This is a genomic window from Martelella sp. AD-3 (assembly GCF_001578105.1).
Lineage (GTDB): Bacteria > Pseudomonadota > Alphaproteobacteria > Rhizobiales > Rhizobiaceae > Martelella.
Map to the genome: position 1 here is coordinate 103,709 of NZ_CP014276.1, position 14,588 is coordinate 118,296.

The 14,588-nt window shown below is 62.3% G+C and carries 10 protein-coding genes; 2 read left to right on the forward strand and 8 right to left on the reverse strand.

Annotated features, from left to right (window positions below):
• Positions 1 to 43: 43 nt before the first annotated feature.
• Genes AZF01_RS21560 through AZF01_RS21570 form a run of 3 tightly spaced genes read right to left on the reverse strand, consistent with a single transcriptional unit; the run spans position 44 to position 3,526 of the window.
• The gene (locus AZF01_RS21560) at positions 44 to 868 is read right to left on the reverse strand and encodes an ABC transporter permease (RefSeq protein WP_024706007.1); all 825 of its coding nucleotides are present in this window, start codon (positions 866 to 868) and stop codon (positions 44 to 46) included.
• A complete protein-coding gene (locus tag AZF01_RS21565) occupies positions 865 to 1,896 on the reverse strand; it encodes an ABC transporter permease (RefSeq protein WP_024706006.1) in 1,032 nt (343 codons plus the stop codon). The genes AZF01_RS21560 and AZF01_RS21565 overlap by 4 nt, the downstream gene beginning before the upstream one ends.
• 49 nt (positions 1,897 to 1,945) lie before the next feature.
• Positions 1,946 to 3,526, reverse strand: coding sequence for an ABC transporter substrate-binding protein (locus AZF01_RS21570; protein ID WP_024706005.1), 1,581 nt, complete (start codon positions 3,524 to 3,526; stop codon positions 1,946 to 1,948).
• A 217-nt stretch (positions 3,527 to 3,743) separates the two neighbouring features.
• Between AZF01_RS21570 and AZF01_RS21580 the strand changes: the two genes are divergently transcribed.
• On the forward strand, positions 3,744 to 4,541 hold the full coding sequence (locus AZF01_RS21580; protein WP_024706003.1) for a Cro/Cl family transcriptional regulator: 798 nt from the start codon (positions 3,744 to 3,746) through the stop codon (positions 4,539 to 4,541).
• 179 nt (positions 4,542 to 4,720) lie between these two features.
• Here AZF01_RS21580 and AZF01_RS24570 read toward each other — a convergent pair whose 3' ends face one another.
• On the reverse strand, positions 4,721 to 8,446 hold the full coding sequence (locus AZF01_RS24570) for an autotransporter domain-containing protein (RefSeq protein ID WP_024706002.1): 3,726 nt from the start codon (positions 8,444 to 8,446) through the stop codon (positions 4,721 to 4,723).
• Positions 8,447 to 8,631: 185 nt separating this feature from the next.
• Between AZF01_RS24570 and AZF01_RS21590 the strand changes: the two genes are divergently transcribed.
• Positions 8,632 to 9,414 (forward strand): DeoR/GlpR family DNA-binding transcription regulator, encoded by a 783-nt coding sequence (locus AZF01_RS21590; RefSeq protein WP_024706001.1) that lies wholly within the window; start codon positions 8,632 to 8,634, stop codon positions 9,412 to 9,414.
• Positions 9,415 to 9,458: 44 nt separating this feature from the next.
• Here AZF01_RS21590 and AZF01_RS21595 read toward each other — a convergent pair whose 3' ends face one another.
• From AZF01_RS21595 to AZF01_RS21610, 4 genes are all read right to left on the reverse strand, one after another.
• Complete coding sequence (locus AZF01_RS21595) at positions 9,459 to 10,187, reverse strand: HAD family hydrolase (RefSeq protein ID WP_024706000.1); 729 nt, start codon at positions 10,185 to 10,187, stop codon at positions 9,459 to 9,461.
• Between the two features lie 14 nt (positions 10,188 to 10,201).
• On the reverse strand, positions 10,202 to 11,884 hold the full coding sequence (locus AZF01_RS21600) for an ABC transporter permease subunit (RefSeq protein ID WP_024705999.1): 1,683 nt from the start codon (positions 11,882 to 11,884) through the stop codon (positions 10,202 to 10,204).
• Entirely contained in the window at positions 11,881 to 12,930 is a 1,050-nt protein-coding gene (locus AZF01_RS21605) for an ABC transporter ATP-binding protein (RefSeq protein WP_024705998.1), read from the reverse strand. The genes AZF01_RS21600 and AZF01_RS21605 overlap by 4 nt, the downstream gene beginning before the upstream one ends.
• A 186-nt stretch (positions 12,931 to 13,116) precedes the next feature.
• Entirely contained in the window at positions 13,117 to 14,124 is a 1,008-nt protein-coding gene (locus tag AZF01_RS21610) for an ABC transporter substrate-binding protein (RefSeq protein ID WP_024705997.1), read from the reverse strand.
• Positions 14,125 to 14,588: the final 464 nt, after the last annotated feature.

Sequence of the window (14,588 nt, forward strand, 5' to 3'; positions counted from 1 at the left end):
ATTGCGAACCTGAAGTAGAGGGGTTTCGTCCGGTGTATGAAGCTCAGCCACCGCGGCCTCCTTTCAGGCTGGACGTGCGTTTCAGCAGCCAGTCGACGACGAGATTGATGGAGATGGTGAGCGCGGCAATCGCGGCCCCCGGCACAAGCGCCGCGGACACGCCGAAGATGATGCCGTCCTTGTTGTCCTTGACCATGCCGCCCCAGTCGGCCGTCGGCGGCTGGATGCCGAGCCCGAGAAACGACAGGGTCGAAATGAACAGCACTGCGAAGGCAAGCCGCAGGCCGAATTCGGCAAGAAGCGGCGTCATCGCGTTGGGCAGGATTTCGCGGAACACGATCCACAGCGTCTTTTCGCCGCGCAGCCGCGCCGCCTCGACGAAGTCCATCACCGCGATATCGAGCGCCAGCGCCCGGCCGAGGCGGAAGACGCGGGTGGAATCGAGCACCGCCATGACGCCGATCAGCACCGCCAGGTTCTGCGGCAGCGCCGCCAGCACGATCAGCGCGAAGATCAGCGTCGGGATCGACATCATCAGGTCGTTGAGGCGCGACAGGCCCATATCGACGATGCCGCGCATGACGGTGGCAACAAAGCTCAGAATGACCCCCAGCGAGAAAGCGAGAACGGTGGCGCAGAATGACACGAACAGCGTCATGCGGGCGCCGTAGATCATGCGCGACAAGAGGTCCCGGCCGAGATTGTCGGTTCCCAGCAGAAAGGCCGCGCTCGCCGGTTCCCAGGGCGTGCCGACAACCTGGTTCTCGCCGTAGGGCGCAAGCCAGGGGGCGAAGGCCGCGGCGATGATGGCAATGGCGATGCCGGCCATGCCGATCCACGCCGTCAGCGAAACGGAACGGATATTCATCGCGGATGCCTCAGACGCGGATTGACGACAATCGACAGAATGTCGGCGGTCATGTTCAGAAGAATGTAGATCGCGGCGAAGACCAGCCCGCAGCCCTGCACCACCGGCAGGTCGCGCACCGTCACCGCGTCCACCATATACTGCCCCATGCCCGGATAGACGAAGACCACCTCGACCACGACCACGCCGACGATCAGATAGGCGAGGTTGAGGGCGACGACATTGATGATCGGCGCCAGCGCATTGGGAGCTGCGTGCTTCACGATCGCCCGCATCGCGCCGATGCCTTTCAGCTCGGCGGTTTCCATATAGGCCGATGCCATGACGTTGATGATCGCCGCCCGCGTCATCCGCATCATGTGGGCGAGCACCACCAGAACCAGCGTCGCCACCGGAAGGATGATGGTCTGAAGCTTCTCCCACAGGCCCATGCTGTCATAGACCGTGGCCGGAAAGGCAGCGACCGGATGCTGGACCACGAACACCATGATCAGCAGATAAGCGACGAAGAATTCCGGCAGCGACACGGCGGCAAGCGAGACGAGGTTGATCAGCCGATCCATCAGGCGGTCGCGATAAAGCACGGCGAGAAGGCCGAGGCCGACGGCAAGCGGAACGGCGATCACCGCCGCCGCGCCCGCCAGAAGCAGCGAATTGCCGAGCCGGTCGGCAATCTGGCCGCTGACGGACTGGCCGCTCGCCCATGACGTTCCGAAATCGCCATGCAATATGCCGACAAGCCAGTCGAAATAGCGGCTCACGAGCGGCTGGTCGAGGCCGAATTCGGCGCGCAGGTTGGCGATCGCCTGCGGCGTTGCCGCCTGACCGAGATAGGTCTCGGCGAAATCGCCGGGCAGGATTTCGATCCCGGCGAAAATCAGGATCGAACTGGCAAAGAGCAAGCCGATGCCGAGCACGATCCGCTCGCCGATGCGGCTTGCCATGGGAAAGCGCGCGCGCAGGACGACGATAGGGCCGGGCGGCGGCGCGCCGACAGGGGCGGGCGGGGATGGTTGCGTTTCTGTCATGGGGGTGTGAAGCCGCGGCTTGATTTCGCGGCTTCCTCTTTTCTTCGGATCAGGAGACGAGCCAGACGCGGCTGGCGATCTGTCCGTTGGACAGGTCGTTGCCGACATCGTCGATCCAGCCCTGCATCTTCACCGAGCGGGCATTGAGGTAGTTGTTGAACACCGGCAGGATGAGGCCGCTATTGTCGCGCACCATGATCGCCATCTGGCGGTAGAGCGCGCGGCGCTTGTCCTGGTCGGTCTCGGCGCGGGCCTCGAGCAGCATCTTGTCGAATTCAGGGTCCTTGAAACGGGTGTCGTTCCACGTCGACGTCGAAAGCTGCGTCGTGGTGTAGCGGATATCTTGCGTCGCCCGGCCGCCCCAGTAGGAGGCGCAGAACGGCTTCTTGTTCCACACATTCGACCAGTATCCGTCGGCCGGCTCGCGCTGGAGCTGGATGTCGATGCCCGCTTCCTTGGCATTGGCCTGGAACAGGACGGAAGCATCGACCGCGCCGGTGAAGGCGGCATCGGAGGTGCGCAGCAGGACCGGGCCTTCATGGCCGGACTTCTTGAAATAGTGCGCCGCTTCTTCAGGGTCGTAGGCGCGCTGCGGAATATCGGTCGGCGCCAGCGCATAGGCATCGTTGACCGGATAATCGTTGCCGAGCGTGCCGTAGCCGCCGAGAACGGTATTCAGCATCGCCTCGCGGTCGATGGCGAGTTTCAGCGCCATCCTGAGGTCGTTATTGTCGAAAGGCGCGGTGTCGCCATGCATCAGGAAGGAATAGAATCCCTTGCCCTTGGTGCTGATGGTCTCGATATTCGGCGCCCGCGACAGCAAGGACATCGTCTTCGGGCTGAGCGTGTTGATGAAATGCACCTTGCCGGAGGAGAGCGCCGCGATGCGGGCGGTGTTGTCGTTGATGACGAGAACCTCGACGCTGTCGACGAAGCCGCGGTCCTCGTTCCAGTCATCCTCATTCTTCGAAAAGGTGATGCGGATGCCCGGCTCGAAGCTTTCCAGCTTGTAGGGTCCCGTGCCGATGGCGCTGTTGGGATCATCCATGCCGCCGTTCTTCTGGACCTGCAGGTGATAGTCCGTCAGCATCAGCGGCAGGTCGGCATTGCCGTTCTTCAGCGTGATCTCCAGATCGCCGCCGCTTTCCTCGATGGTCTCGATCTCCTCGAGAAGGCCGAGAGCCGCGGAGGTGGAATCCTTGTCGGAATGCCGGCGCAGCGTCTGCACGGCGTCGTTGACGGTGAACGGCGTGCCGTCATGAAAGCGCACATCCTTGCGCAGCTTGAAGGTCCAGGTCTTCGCATCGTCGGACGAGGTCCAGCTTTCGGCAAGGCTCGGCAGCGCCTCGCCGGATACCGGATCGGTGGTCACCAGCCGGTCGCCCCAGGTGAAGCCGACCAGGAACATGGTGCTGCCGGCATAGGTGCCGGGATCGAGAATATCGGTCGTCTGGCCGCCGTCGAGGCCGAGAACGAGGTGGCCGCCGCGCTGCGGCTCGTCGGCCGCAAGGCTCTCGCGCGGGATCAGCAGACCGGAAGCGGTTGCCGCAAATCCGGCCGCGGCCGCGGAGGCAAGAAAGGCGCGGCGGTTGAGGCCGGTCTTCTGAATGGCTGATTTCGTGTTTTTCATATGGTTTCCCCTGACTGTTTTAGCATTGCACATATCGACCGCGTCGCCCCGCGACTGCGGATGATCGCAAAGGCGATATCGAAATGCCTGAAGGCGCGATTGACGGGTCCGTCAAATTTCATGCGCAAAGGCATAAGCGGCTTGCGCAAGCCAGGCAACTTCGCGTATTGACGCACAGTGACGCTAATTGACGCTATGATGGCCGGCTTCGAAAACATTGAAATCCCAAAATAAGAGTCTCTTTGCAGCCAATCTGCGATTTGCCTGCAATACCCGCCCGTCGATTACGGCAATCTGCCGCGAGATCGGCATCAACCGACAGCAGTTCAACCGTTATCTTGCCGCGCAAACGCGCCCTTCGCCCTATAATACGGGGAAGATCGCGCGGCATTTCAACCTCAAGCCGCAGGACTTCCTGCTGCCGGAAAAGCGCTTCCAGGACATACTCGGCACGCCTGCCGAGACCGTCGGACCGGATTTTCTGTTGCGGGAGGGGTTCCCCGGAAACCTGCCGGAGCTGCGTCAGTATACGGGCTATTACGAACTTTACCACAAAAGCCTGTCATGGCCGGGGAAAATCGTCCGAAGCTGTGCCAGGATCGAGGAGAAAAACGGCCAGATCACGGTCAAATCGATCGAGCGGATTTATGACCGGGACCAGGAGATTCGGCAGTTCTCGAAATATGTCGGACTGGCGGCCTACTGGCGTAACCGGCTTTTCATCGTCGAGCGCGGGGTGGGTGAACAATCCTTCCTGTGTCAGACGACGCTGATGCCGTTTGCCGAGCATCAGCGCACCTATCTGCGCGGGGTGACGACCGGTGTTTCCTGGCGTCAGGAAAACCTGCCCTATTCCACGCGGACCATCTGGCGCGTGGCCGGGCCGAACCCCGACAAGCGCAGACTGCTGGAAGGATGCGGCCTGTTCAATGAAAAATCGCCGAAACTGCCGCTCCCCGTCCGCCGCTATCTCAACAGCGAAGGTGAAAACCACACGCTTGTCGCAGCACGATAAAAGCTTTGCCGGGACCGGCGACCCGGAACGACTCGCCGGTTGCGACCGCGCTCGAAATCAGAAGGTGGGTCGATAGGACGGATGCCCCGTTTCGGCCGTGCGCAATGGCGCAAGCCTCTCGGAAACAGGCCACGTTCCGGACGGGAATTGCTCCGCCGGAACGTGGCCCTGCCTTCAGATCAGAACTTCACCTGCAGCCTTGCGTTGACGCCGTTGTAGCTGACGTCGTCGCCGAACTGGCCCTGGTAGGAAAGGCCGATCGTGGTGTTGGCCGACAGGTCGAAATCGAGACCGGCCTCAACCACGGCGGCGTCCTCGGCAACTGCGACGCCGGTGACGGTGAATGGCGTCGAGCCCGCAAAGGCCTGCGTGACGGACGGCGTGATGTCGCCGAAGGCGTGACGCCAGCCGATCATGCCGCTTGCCTTTGCCTTTGTCTGGCCCAGCATGAAGTCGGACGAAACGCGCAGACCCACGGTGGTGAAGGTCGTGTCGGAGCTGCCGCTTGTCCCGTTCAGCGCCGCAGCGCCGCCGGTCTCGCTGTAGCCGTCGTTATCCAGATTGACATAGGCGAGGTTGGCGAACGGCTCCAGCTGAACGTCGGAGAGGTCGAACTGATAGCCGAGTTCTCCGAACGCCTGGAAGGTGCCGGCGTCATAGCTGCTGTCGAGCGCATTCGTAAGGCCCGGGATGAATACCGAACGGCTGGTGTCGATCTGGTGCCAGGTATAGGCAAGGCCCGAGCGGAAACCGAGGTCACCCCATTGCGAACCGGCATAGAGGCCGAGCGAATAATTGTCGCTGGAACCCGACGTCGCGCGGTCGTCGCTGTCGAAGCTCGAATGGCTGTAGCCGGCAAGCGCGCCGACGCGCCAGGTTTCAGCAACCGGGATGTCGATGCCGACAAGCAGGCCGCCCGTCGCGCTGTCGAGGCCGGCGGCATTGGCATTGCCGTCGAACTTGTTCCACGCCCCGAAGGCGCTGCCCCAGGCGGCGATGCCGTCTGCCTGATCGGGGGCGGCAAGATTTGCCCCGTCCGGCCCGTAGGCCAGAACCGGCGCCGACGATGCGCCGACCGTGCCGAAGGCGGAGCGAAGGCGATCGGCTTCCGCGCCGCGGACGATGCCGCTTTCCTCGATCAGCGCGGACTTGACCGACGCATGGATCTCGCCGGAAAGCTGGTCGAAGCCGTTGCGGACGAAATCGGGGTCGTCCGGCAGCATGACGATCGCGTCATAGAGTGCGTTTCCGGCGGTAAAGCCGATCGACTCCACGCTCGCCGCGACGGCCGCCTGGTTGGCGGTTTGAGCCAGCGATGCGAAATCGCGGTCATTGCGCTGCAGCTTCAGGCCGATTTCGCCCGCGCCATAGAGAAAGTCGGGCGTCAGGAAGGCGAAATCGGAGGTGACGCTTGCGAATTCGCCCTCGATCTCACCGGCCGAGAGGATGGTGTAGGTCGAGCGCGGATCGTAGACGCCGTCGAAGCCGACATGCGCGAGCGTTCCGTCCAGCGAGGCCTTGCCGGTCACCGTCACCGCATCGCTCAGGCCGCTTTCCGGGTCGACTTCGACGGCGAAGATCGAGCCGGAGGCGAAGGCAAGGTCGCCGTCGATCGCGAGCGTGCCGATGGAGTTGCCCGGCGACAGCGTGCCGCCCGAGGCGATTGAGACCAGCGAACCCGCGCCGGAGCCGATCGTGCCGGAGCCGCCGAGAACGGCGCCGTCATTGACGGTCATGCTGCCGCCCAGCGCGCCGACGCCGTTTTCGTCGCCCACCAAGAGCTTGCCCTCATTGACCAGCGTGGTGCCGGCGAAGCCGGAGCTGTCCGCCGTCAGAAGCAGGGTGCCCACGCCGCGCTTTTCAAACGTGCCGTCGCCGGAGAACGTCTTGAGGGCGGTCACCGGAACCGTCGGGTGCGAGACATCGATCCAGCCGCGACCATCGAAACGGATCGCCTTGTCGATCGAGGTGATCGGCCCGGTCCACTGCGCCCAGTCATCATCGGGTCCAGCGGTGCGGATGCCGCCATTGTCGAGCGTGATCAGGCCGTCGGTCGAGCCGAGCGCGGCGCTTTCGTCAATGGCGACGGTCTTGCCGGCGGTGACGACGATGTCGCGGAAGCGCTCATGATCATCCACGCACATCGCGCGGGCGCCCTGAAGCGACAGGTGCTGCGCGTCGGCGCAATCGAGCGCCAGCTTGAGGGGGGCGAAGGGGTCGTTTTCGAAGTCGAGCCCGGTCTTCGCGGAAAGCGCGGCGCGTATGGCTGGATCGTTGAGGCCGAGCGTTGCCACAAGCTCGTCCCAGGCCGGGTTTTCCGGCTTGGTGTCGAAGGCGAGGTCCTCATCGACATATTTCATGAGGATATCGCCCCATTGCTCCCAGCTCATGTCGCTGATGCTGCCGATGCCCGGGAACTCGTCGCGATGCGCCTGGAAATAGTCGTCGAGAACGTTGCGGAAGAACTCCGGATTGGAGGTGTCCGTCAGCTTGTCGAGATAGGCCTTGTAAACCGCCTGCTGTTCGGCGGGCACGTAGAGGGAAAGCTCCTCCTGGAAGGCCACCGGGTCGTGACGGTCATAGACCGCGTTGGCAAGCAGGAAGCCGAGGCGGTCCTCGGTGACTTCAGGCGCCTGCGCATAGATCGGGCGACCATCCTCGTCGGAAAGCTGGCCGAGATAGACATCGGTGCGATGGTTGTTGCGCGACAGCAGGAACTCGCCGGCGCGCTCGGCGGAATCGCGCGTGTTGGCGTCGAAGGTCAGGCGAACCTTGCCGCTGTCGCCGATTTCCTCGACATTGGGGCCCTTCCAGCGGATTTCGTGGGCGAGCGGCTCATGGTCGGAAAGTGCCTTGCCGCTCTCCGTCGTGCTGATGTCCTGATCGAGAACGCCGCCGACATAGCGGTCGTCTTCGGCATCCGTCAGCTCCCACCATTTGGCATATGGGCGCGAGGCGATGAAGTGGTCGATCTGGGTGCGGCCCCAGGACGGCCATTTGAAGGCCTCGTCATCTTCTTCCACGCTCGGCCATGTGGTGCTGCCATCCGCCAGCTTGTGGGGGGCGAAGCGTTCGCGATCCTCGGGGTTCTGCAGGATCTGGTACTGTTTCTTCAGAAGGTTCATCGTGTAGGGCGTGTTGCCCGCCACGGGATAGGTCTCGTCGGTGAACAGGCCTTCCGGCGCGATATTGGTCTTACGGTTGATATAGGCTTCGGCGGCGGCGTATTTTTCCGAACCGATGGCGTGATTGCGCGCGACATATTGCAGCGCCCAAGCCTTGTGGTCAGCATTGCCGGTCTCTCTCGCGCGCTTCATCATAAATTCCTGCTGAACCACTTCCAGCAGTCCGCGCTCGGAGATGTCACCCGCGTTGAAGTCCCCTGTCATGATAATGGGGCTGGCTTTGCTCGCTGCCCAATCGTTCAGCTCATGGGCTTCGCGGTTGCGATGGAGAAAGGCATCATCGCGGTAGTCGAGGTGCTCCGTCGCGATGATCGTCTGCGGGCGGCCGTTCTCGCCGCCGACAACCACGTGGGCCGGCTCGTCGGTATTGCTGTAATCGATGATGTCCTTGTCGCGCCAGGCAAGGCCGGTGTCGCCCTTGGAGTGGAGCGCATAATCGCCGGCGCCAAGGTCGGCCATCTTCTTCTGGATGTCGACGCCGTAGCTGTTGCGGTATTCCTGGATGGTGATGAAATCGTAATTGCCCGATGAAAGAAGATCGGCCGCTTCGGGGATGAGCGTCGATGCCCCCCAGGTGTTCAGAGAGATGATGCGCAGCGCATTGTCTTCGGCCTGAGCCGGAACAGCGCTGACGGCCAGCAGCGAAACGCCGCTCAGAAGGCCGAGCATCTTGCCTGAAATCTGCGCGCGGCTTCCCAGCCGCTGAATGATGCCATTCATCGGATATTCCTTTCGTAATCGGAACGCTATGAAATTTCGATTTGCGTCGTCAGGTTAGTATGTTTCGAAAGCGACACATAGACCCCGTATATGTCATATTTACAACATTTTTATAGATTCCTTGCGTACACGCGCCCGGTGTTTCAAAAAGGGGACACAGAATCGGAAATGGTGCTGGAGGTGGTGTGGACGTGGAAAGAAGCGGCGAGGAAAGAAAGAAGGAAGGCCGTCAGTCGTCGATACTGCGATTGATGGAGAAGAACTTCTACATCTCCGTAGAGGAGATTTCCGATTTCTTCACGGTGACCACGCAGACGGCCCGGCGCGACATTCTGGCGCTTGAAAAGGCCGGTCGCGTGCGCCGCCTGCATGGCGGCGCGGTTCTTGTCGGCCCGCTGGAGGAAACAGTCTACCGCCGTCGTCGCGTCGACAATGCGGCGCAAAAACAGCGCATTGGCGAACTTGTCGCCGACCTTGTGCCCGATGGCGCCTCGATCTTCATCGATTCCGGCACCACCTGCGAGGCGGTCGCGCGCGCGTTGTCGCGCCGCAATCATCTCAGGGTTCTGACCTACAGCCTCAGGGTCGCAACGATCCTGAACGAGAACACCAATTTCACGCTGGCGGTTCCCGGCGGTTTCGTGCGTCCCATTCATGGCGGCATCTTTCAGGAAGAGACGCCCGAATTTATCCGCAACTTCAAGTTCGACAGTGCGATCATCTCGGTGAGCGGCATCGACAATGACGGGGACCTCTGCGACGACGACCATGCCGAAAGCGTTGTGGCGACGGCGGCGATGGCGCAATCGCGCCGCACTGTTCTGGCCGTCGACAGCAGCAAGTTCGGCAGGCGCGCCATGGTGCGGCTGGGGACGATCTCCGACGTGGACACCCTTGTCACCGACACCATGCCGGAGGGGGAAATCCTTCGCCTTCTGGAGGAAAACGACGTCGAGATCATCTGCTGAAACGCGGCGAAAGCGCGCTTCAATCCGCCTTTCCGCTGTCCGTTTCATGTCCTTGAAACCGCTATGTTTTCAAAAATGTCGGTGGCGAGCGTCTGGATTCCCGGAAGGCAGACATCGCACAGAGGCTGCAACACGTCGCGCGTCCCCGTTCCCGTCAGGACGCCGACCCTGAGGCCCGCCCCGCCGGAGATCGCCATGTTCATGTCGTGGGGATTGTCGCCGACGACCGCGGTCTGCGCGGGGGAAACGCCCATCGCCTCGCAGAACGCCAGTAGCATGCCGGGTTCCGGTTTGACGCCATAGCCGCTGTCATAGCCGGCGATGAAATCGATCCATGGGGTCAGCGACAGGCGCGCCACCAGCCCTTCGATCGCCGCCTGGCTGTCGCTGCTGGCGATGCCGAGCCTGAAGCCGCGCTCATGCAGGTTGCGAAACAGCTTGACCAGATTGGTGACCGGAACGGCGTCGGAAACCGCGGCGGTAAACAGTGTATCAAGCGCGGCGGTCAGTTCGCTGACGCTGAAACGCGCGCCGGCCTCGACCCAGGCCCGGGCGATCTCATCGGTGTTTCCCGCCGCCAGCAGACTATTCGACGATGTCTGCCCGCTTTCGGCGTCCATGCCGCCAACGCTCAGAAGATGCGCGGCAAGCGCCGGATCGCCGCTCGCGGCGAGATCGGCTGCGGCCCGGTTGATAGGCGCCCAGGTGCGCTGGTAATCGAGGAGGGTGCCATCCTTGTCGAAAAGGATGGCCTTGATGGGGGAGGCCGTCATGGCGTTTTCCGCTCTTATCTTATGAGGTTTACGTTCTTGACGCCGGCGAGCCGCATCAGCACGCGCACGACGATCAGGCACAGCACGACGATCCCCATGATGCAGACCGAAAAGGCGGCCGCCTGGTTGATCGCGCCGCGATCCGACAATTGCAGCACCGAAACGGAGGCAAGCTGGGTCGAGGGGGTGACGAGAAAGATCACCGCCGACAGCGAGACCATGGAACGCATGAAATAGAACACGCCCACGCCCAGAAGGGTTGGCCAGATGAGCGGCAGCGTGACCTTTCGCAAGGTCGTCATCGAAGTGCCGCCGAGCGTCGTCGAGGCCTCGTCAAATGTCGCGCCGATCTGCTTCAGACTGGTGGACGAGATCAGGAAGGCGTGGGCGTGGTTGTAATAGACCTCGAGAATGACGATCAGCGCAAAGGTTCCGTAGAGGAAATTGAGCGGATTGGCAGGTGAATTGAACACCAGGATATAGCCGAGACCGAGCACGATGCCGGGCACGGCGGCTGGCAGGATCGCCAGAAACGACAGCGGTCCGGTCAGCGCCGTCCTGAACTTGTGCACCACGATGGCGCCGAGCCCGGTGACGATGATGCCGACAATGGCGGTCGCAAAAGCAACGAAAACGCTGTTCCAGAGCGGGTCCGTGCCGTTCTGGACGTCGAACCGGTAGTGGCGCAGCGTGAAGCTCATATTGTAGGGCCACAGATGCACGAAGCTCGCGAACACGACGATGGCGACCACGGACACAACCAGCCCCGCCACCACATAGGCATAGAGCGAGAAGAACAGGTCGCGCCGGGCCGAGGGTCGCGGCGTCAGCGGCCGGGACTGTTCGGTGACCAGCGCGTGCTGACGCGCCGTCATCCGCTTTTCGATCAGCTTGGCGAACATGGCGGGCACCAGAAGCGCCACGCCGATGACCGCGCCGAGGCCGAACTGGGCCTGACCGATGACCTGATTGTAGACTTCCGTCGCCAGCACGTTGAAATCGCCGCCGATCACCATCGGATTGCCGAAATCGGTGATCGCAAGCATGAATACGATGAACAGCGTGGCGGCCAGCCCGTAGCGGGTCGCCGGCAGCGTGACGTCGCGGAAGATGCGCAACGGCCCGGCGCCGAGCGCCTCCGCGCTTTCGTAAATCCGGGCATCCGCCACGGCGAGCGCCGCCGACAGGATCAGGAAGGCGTAGGGAAAGGCGTAAAGTGCATTGGCGATCGCCACGCCCCAGAAACCGTAGATATCGAGATCGAAACCGAGATAGCGGTTAAGGATGCCGTTACGCCCGAGAAGCAGGATCAGTCCCTGGGCCTGAACCAGCGACGGCGCGAACAGCGGCACCAGGATCACGGTCCGCAGGAACCATTTGCCGGGGATGATCGCGCGCTGAAGCGCATAGGCATAGCCATAGGCGACCACCACCACGATCGCCGTGGAGGTCAGCGAAACCAGAATGCTGTCGCCGACAAGCTGCCAGAAACGCAGGGTCGAGAAAGTGGAAACGAAGTTGCCGAGGCCAAGACCGTCCGGGGTCTCCAGGCTGCGCATCAGGATGCCCAGCAGCGGCAGCAGCAGAAAGATGATCAGGAGCGCTGCGACGAACAGCGTCATCGCCCAGACGCTGGCGCGGTCGGCGATATCCGTGCCGCGCGCAGGGCGACTTGTGGTCTGTGCGGGGTTGCTCATGCAAGCACCCTCAGGGCTTCGGCCGGGATGACGATGCCGAGACGCTCGCCCACTTTCGGAACCGCGCTTGCGCCGTGCAGTTCAACGGTGATCGGCGCCTCGGGCTCGGCATCCGTGAACACCTCGACGCGGGTGATATTGCCGAGATAGGTGACGCCGGAGACGGTTGCGGCAAGCGTGTTGTCGCCGGTGCTTTCCGCGTCGGTCAGGGAGATCATTTCCGGGCGCACGCCGAGAGCCGTGATATGGTCCGCGGTGTGTGCGCTATCGCCAAGGTGGAGCGCCACGCCGCCGAAACTCGGCTGCATGCGCGCGTTCTCATCCAGCCGCAAGATGTTCATGCGGCCGATGAAATCGGCGACGAAAGCGGTTTTCGGCTCCGTATAGAGGTCGCGCGGGGAACCGATCTGTTCGATGGTTCCCTTGTTCATGACCACGACGACATCGGCCATCGCCAGCGCCTCTTCCTGATCGTGGGTCACCATGATCGTGGTCAGGTTCAGCCGCTGCTGCAGGGCGCGGATCTCGACGCGCAGTTCCTCGCGCACCTTGGCATCAAGTGCGGACAGCGGTTCGTCGAGCAGAAGCAGGGACGGATCGGGTGCGAGCGCGCGCGCCAGCGCGATGCGCTGCTGCTGGCCCCCCGACATCTGCGCCGGCAGCTTGGCGCGATGGTCGGCGAGGTGCACGAGATCGAGCATCTCATCGACGCGGCGGCCGATCCTGGCCTTGTCCCAGCGCCGGCATTCAAGCCCATAGCCGACATTGCGCGCCGCGCTCATGTTGGGAAACAGCGAATAGGACTGGAACACGACGCCGAAATTGCGCGCCCGGGTGGGCACCGCCGTCAGGTCCTCGCCGCCGAGCTGGATCGTGCCTTCATCCGCATCTTCAAGCCCGGCGATGACACGCAGTAACGTGGTCTTGCCGCAGCCCGAGGGCCCGAGAAAGCAGACGAAGTTTCCGTGCGGGACATCGAGCGTGACGTTGTCGAGTGCTGTCAGCCTGTCGAAGCGCTTGACAAGGTTGCGGATCGAAAGGTCCATCGCGCGTTCTCTCCTGATGCGGGTTTGGCGGTGCGGGGCGGGGAAGGACGATGCTGTTTCCCACTGGCCGCACGTAAAGCAATTCTATGAGATAGATCAGCCGAAGCTTGCCTCCGCCGAAATGCGTTGGGCGGAAAGCGCCGGCGGGCATGGCCGCCCGCCGGCTTTGTTGTCGTCCGGGAGGACTTAGCGCTCGTAGCGTTCCTGCCAGGTGTTGATGATCTCCGTGCGGTCTTCGGCCGCGGCACGGAAGTCGACCGGGAAGAGGGCGGCCGGAACATCCTCGGGCAGGCCCGCGGAGATGAACCGCTCCGGCACATCGCCGCCCGGAACCGTCACGATCGTCTTCCAGTCATAATAGGCAGTGGCCGCTTCGGGGCTGAGGGTCCAGTCGAGGAAGCGTTTGGCTGCATCCTTGTGCTCGGAAGAAGCGACCAGCGCGTTGCCTTCCAGCTCGTTGCCGGCGCCTTCGGAGGGCACGACCATGGTGATCGGGTAGCCTTCCTCGATGTTCTTGATGGCGCGCATGGCGTAGGACGCGCCGACGGTGTATTCGCCCATCGAGGCGACGTTGCAGGGCCTTGAGCCGGACTTGATGTACTGCGCGACATTCTTGTCGAGCTTGTCGAGGAAGGTCCAGCCTTCGTCTTCGCCCATCATCTGCAGCAGCGCGTCGATCTGGATATAGCCGGTGCCCGAGCTTGCCGGGTTGGGCATGACGACTTCATCGGCAAAGGACGGATCGGTCAGATCGGCCCACGAGGTCGGCATTTCCAGCCCCTCGGCCTCGAGGCGTTCATTGTTGACGCAGAATGCCGCCATGTAGCCGGTAACCGCGAACCACTTGTTGTCGGGATCGCGGAACTGCGCGGGGACGGTGTCGATGCCCTTCGGCTCATAGGCTTCCAGGGTTTCCTCGATCTGCGGGTTGACCATGGAGGTGACGGCAAAGCCCCACAGCACGTCATGCTGGGGATTGGCCTTTTCCGCGATGATGCGGGCGGCGAGATCGCCGGTGGAGAGCCTCAGAAGATTGACGTCGATATCGGGCATGGCCTCCTTTGCCTTTTCAAGAAAGGCTGCGGCCTCGTCCTCTTCGTAGGACGTGTAAACCGTGATGGTCTCGGCGAAAGCGGCGCTCGAGATCAGCGCGCCTGCAACCGTACCGATCGTCCACAAACCAAGTTTCTTCATTTTGCTCTCCTTTGTACCTGAAACGTCATAAATGTACGTTTGAAGACATTTATCCGCTTAAAATGAATGTTTTGCGACAGTACGGATGTTTTTTGTCAGATACAAGGCCTCGACGGGAATGCTTTTCCAATGGGGTATGAGCCAATAGAGCCTGCGAGACGCGCCGCCGCTGAAAAGCATGAGGCCGGCCGGGACGTTGCGGAGAACTTGCTGCATCTGGCGTATGCGCGCGCGGAACGCCAACCGTGCATCAGGACGCCGTCTTTCTCGCGACGAATTGCGGCGGCCGGGCATATGCCGGGAGATCACTACGACCCAGGTTGCGTTCCCCGTCGATCGCCATCGCGCGCAAAGGCTCTGCTGACTGCCGCCATTGCGGAAGAACGGATTCAAGAACCGATCGACCATCTCCACCAGATCTCCATCATTTCTCGACCGAAAACCGAAGGGCGCATGTCAGGTGC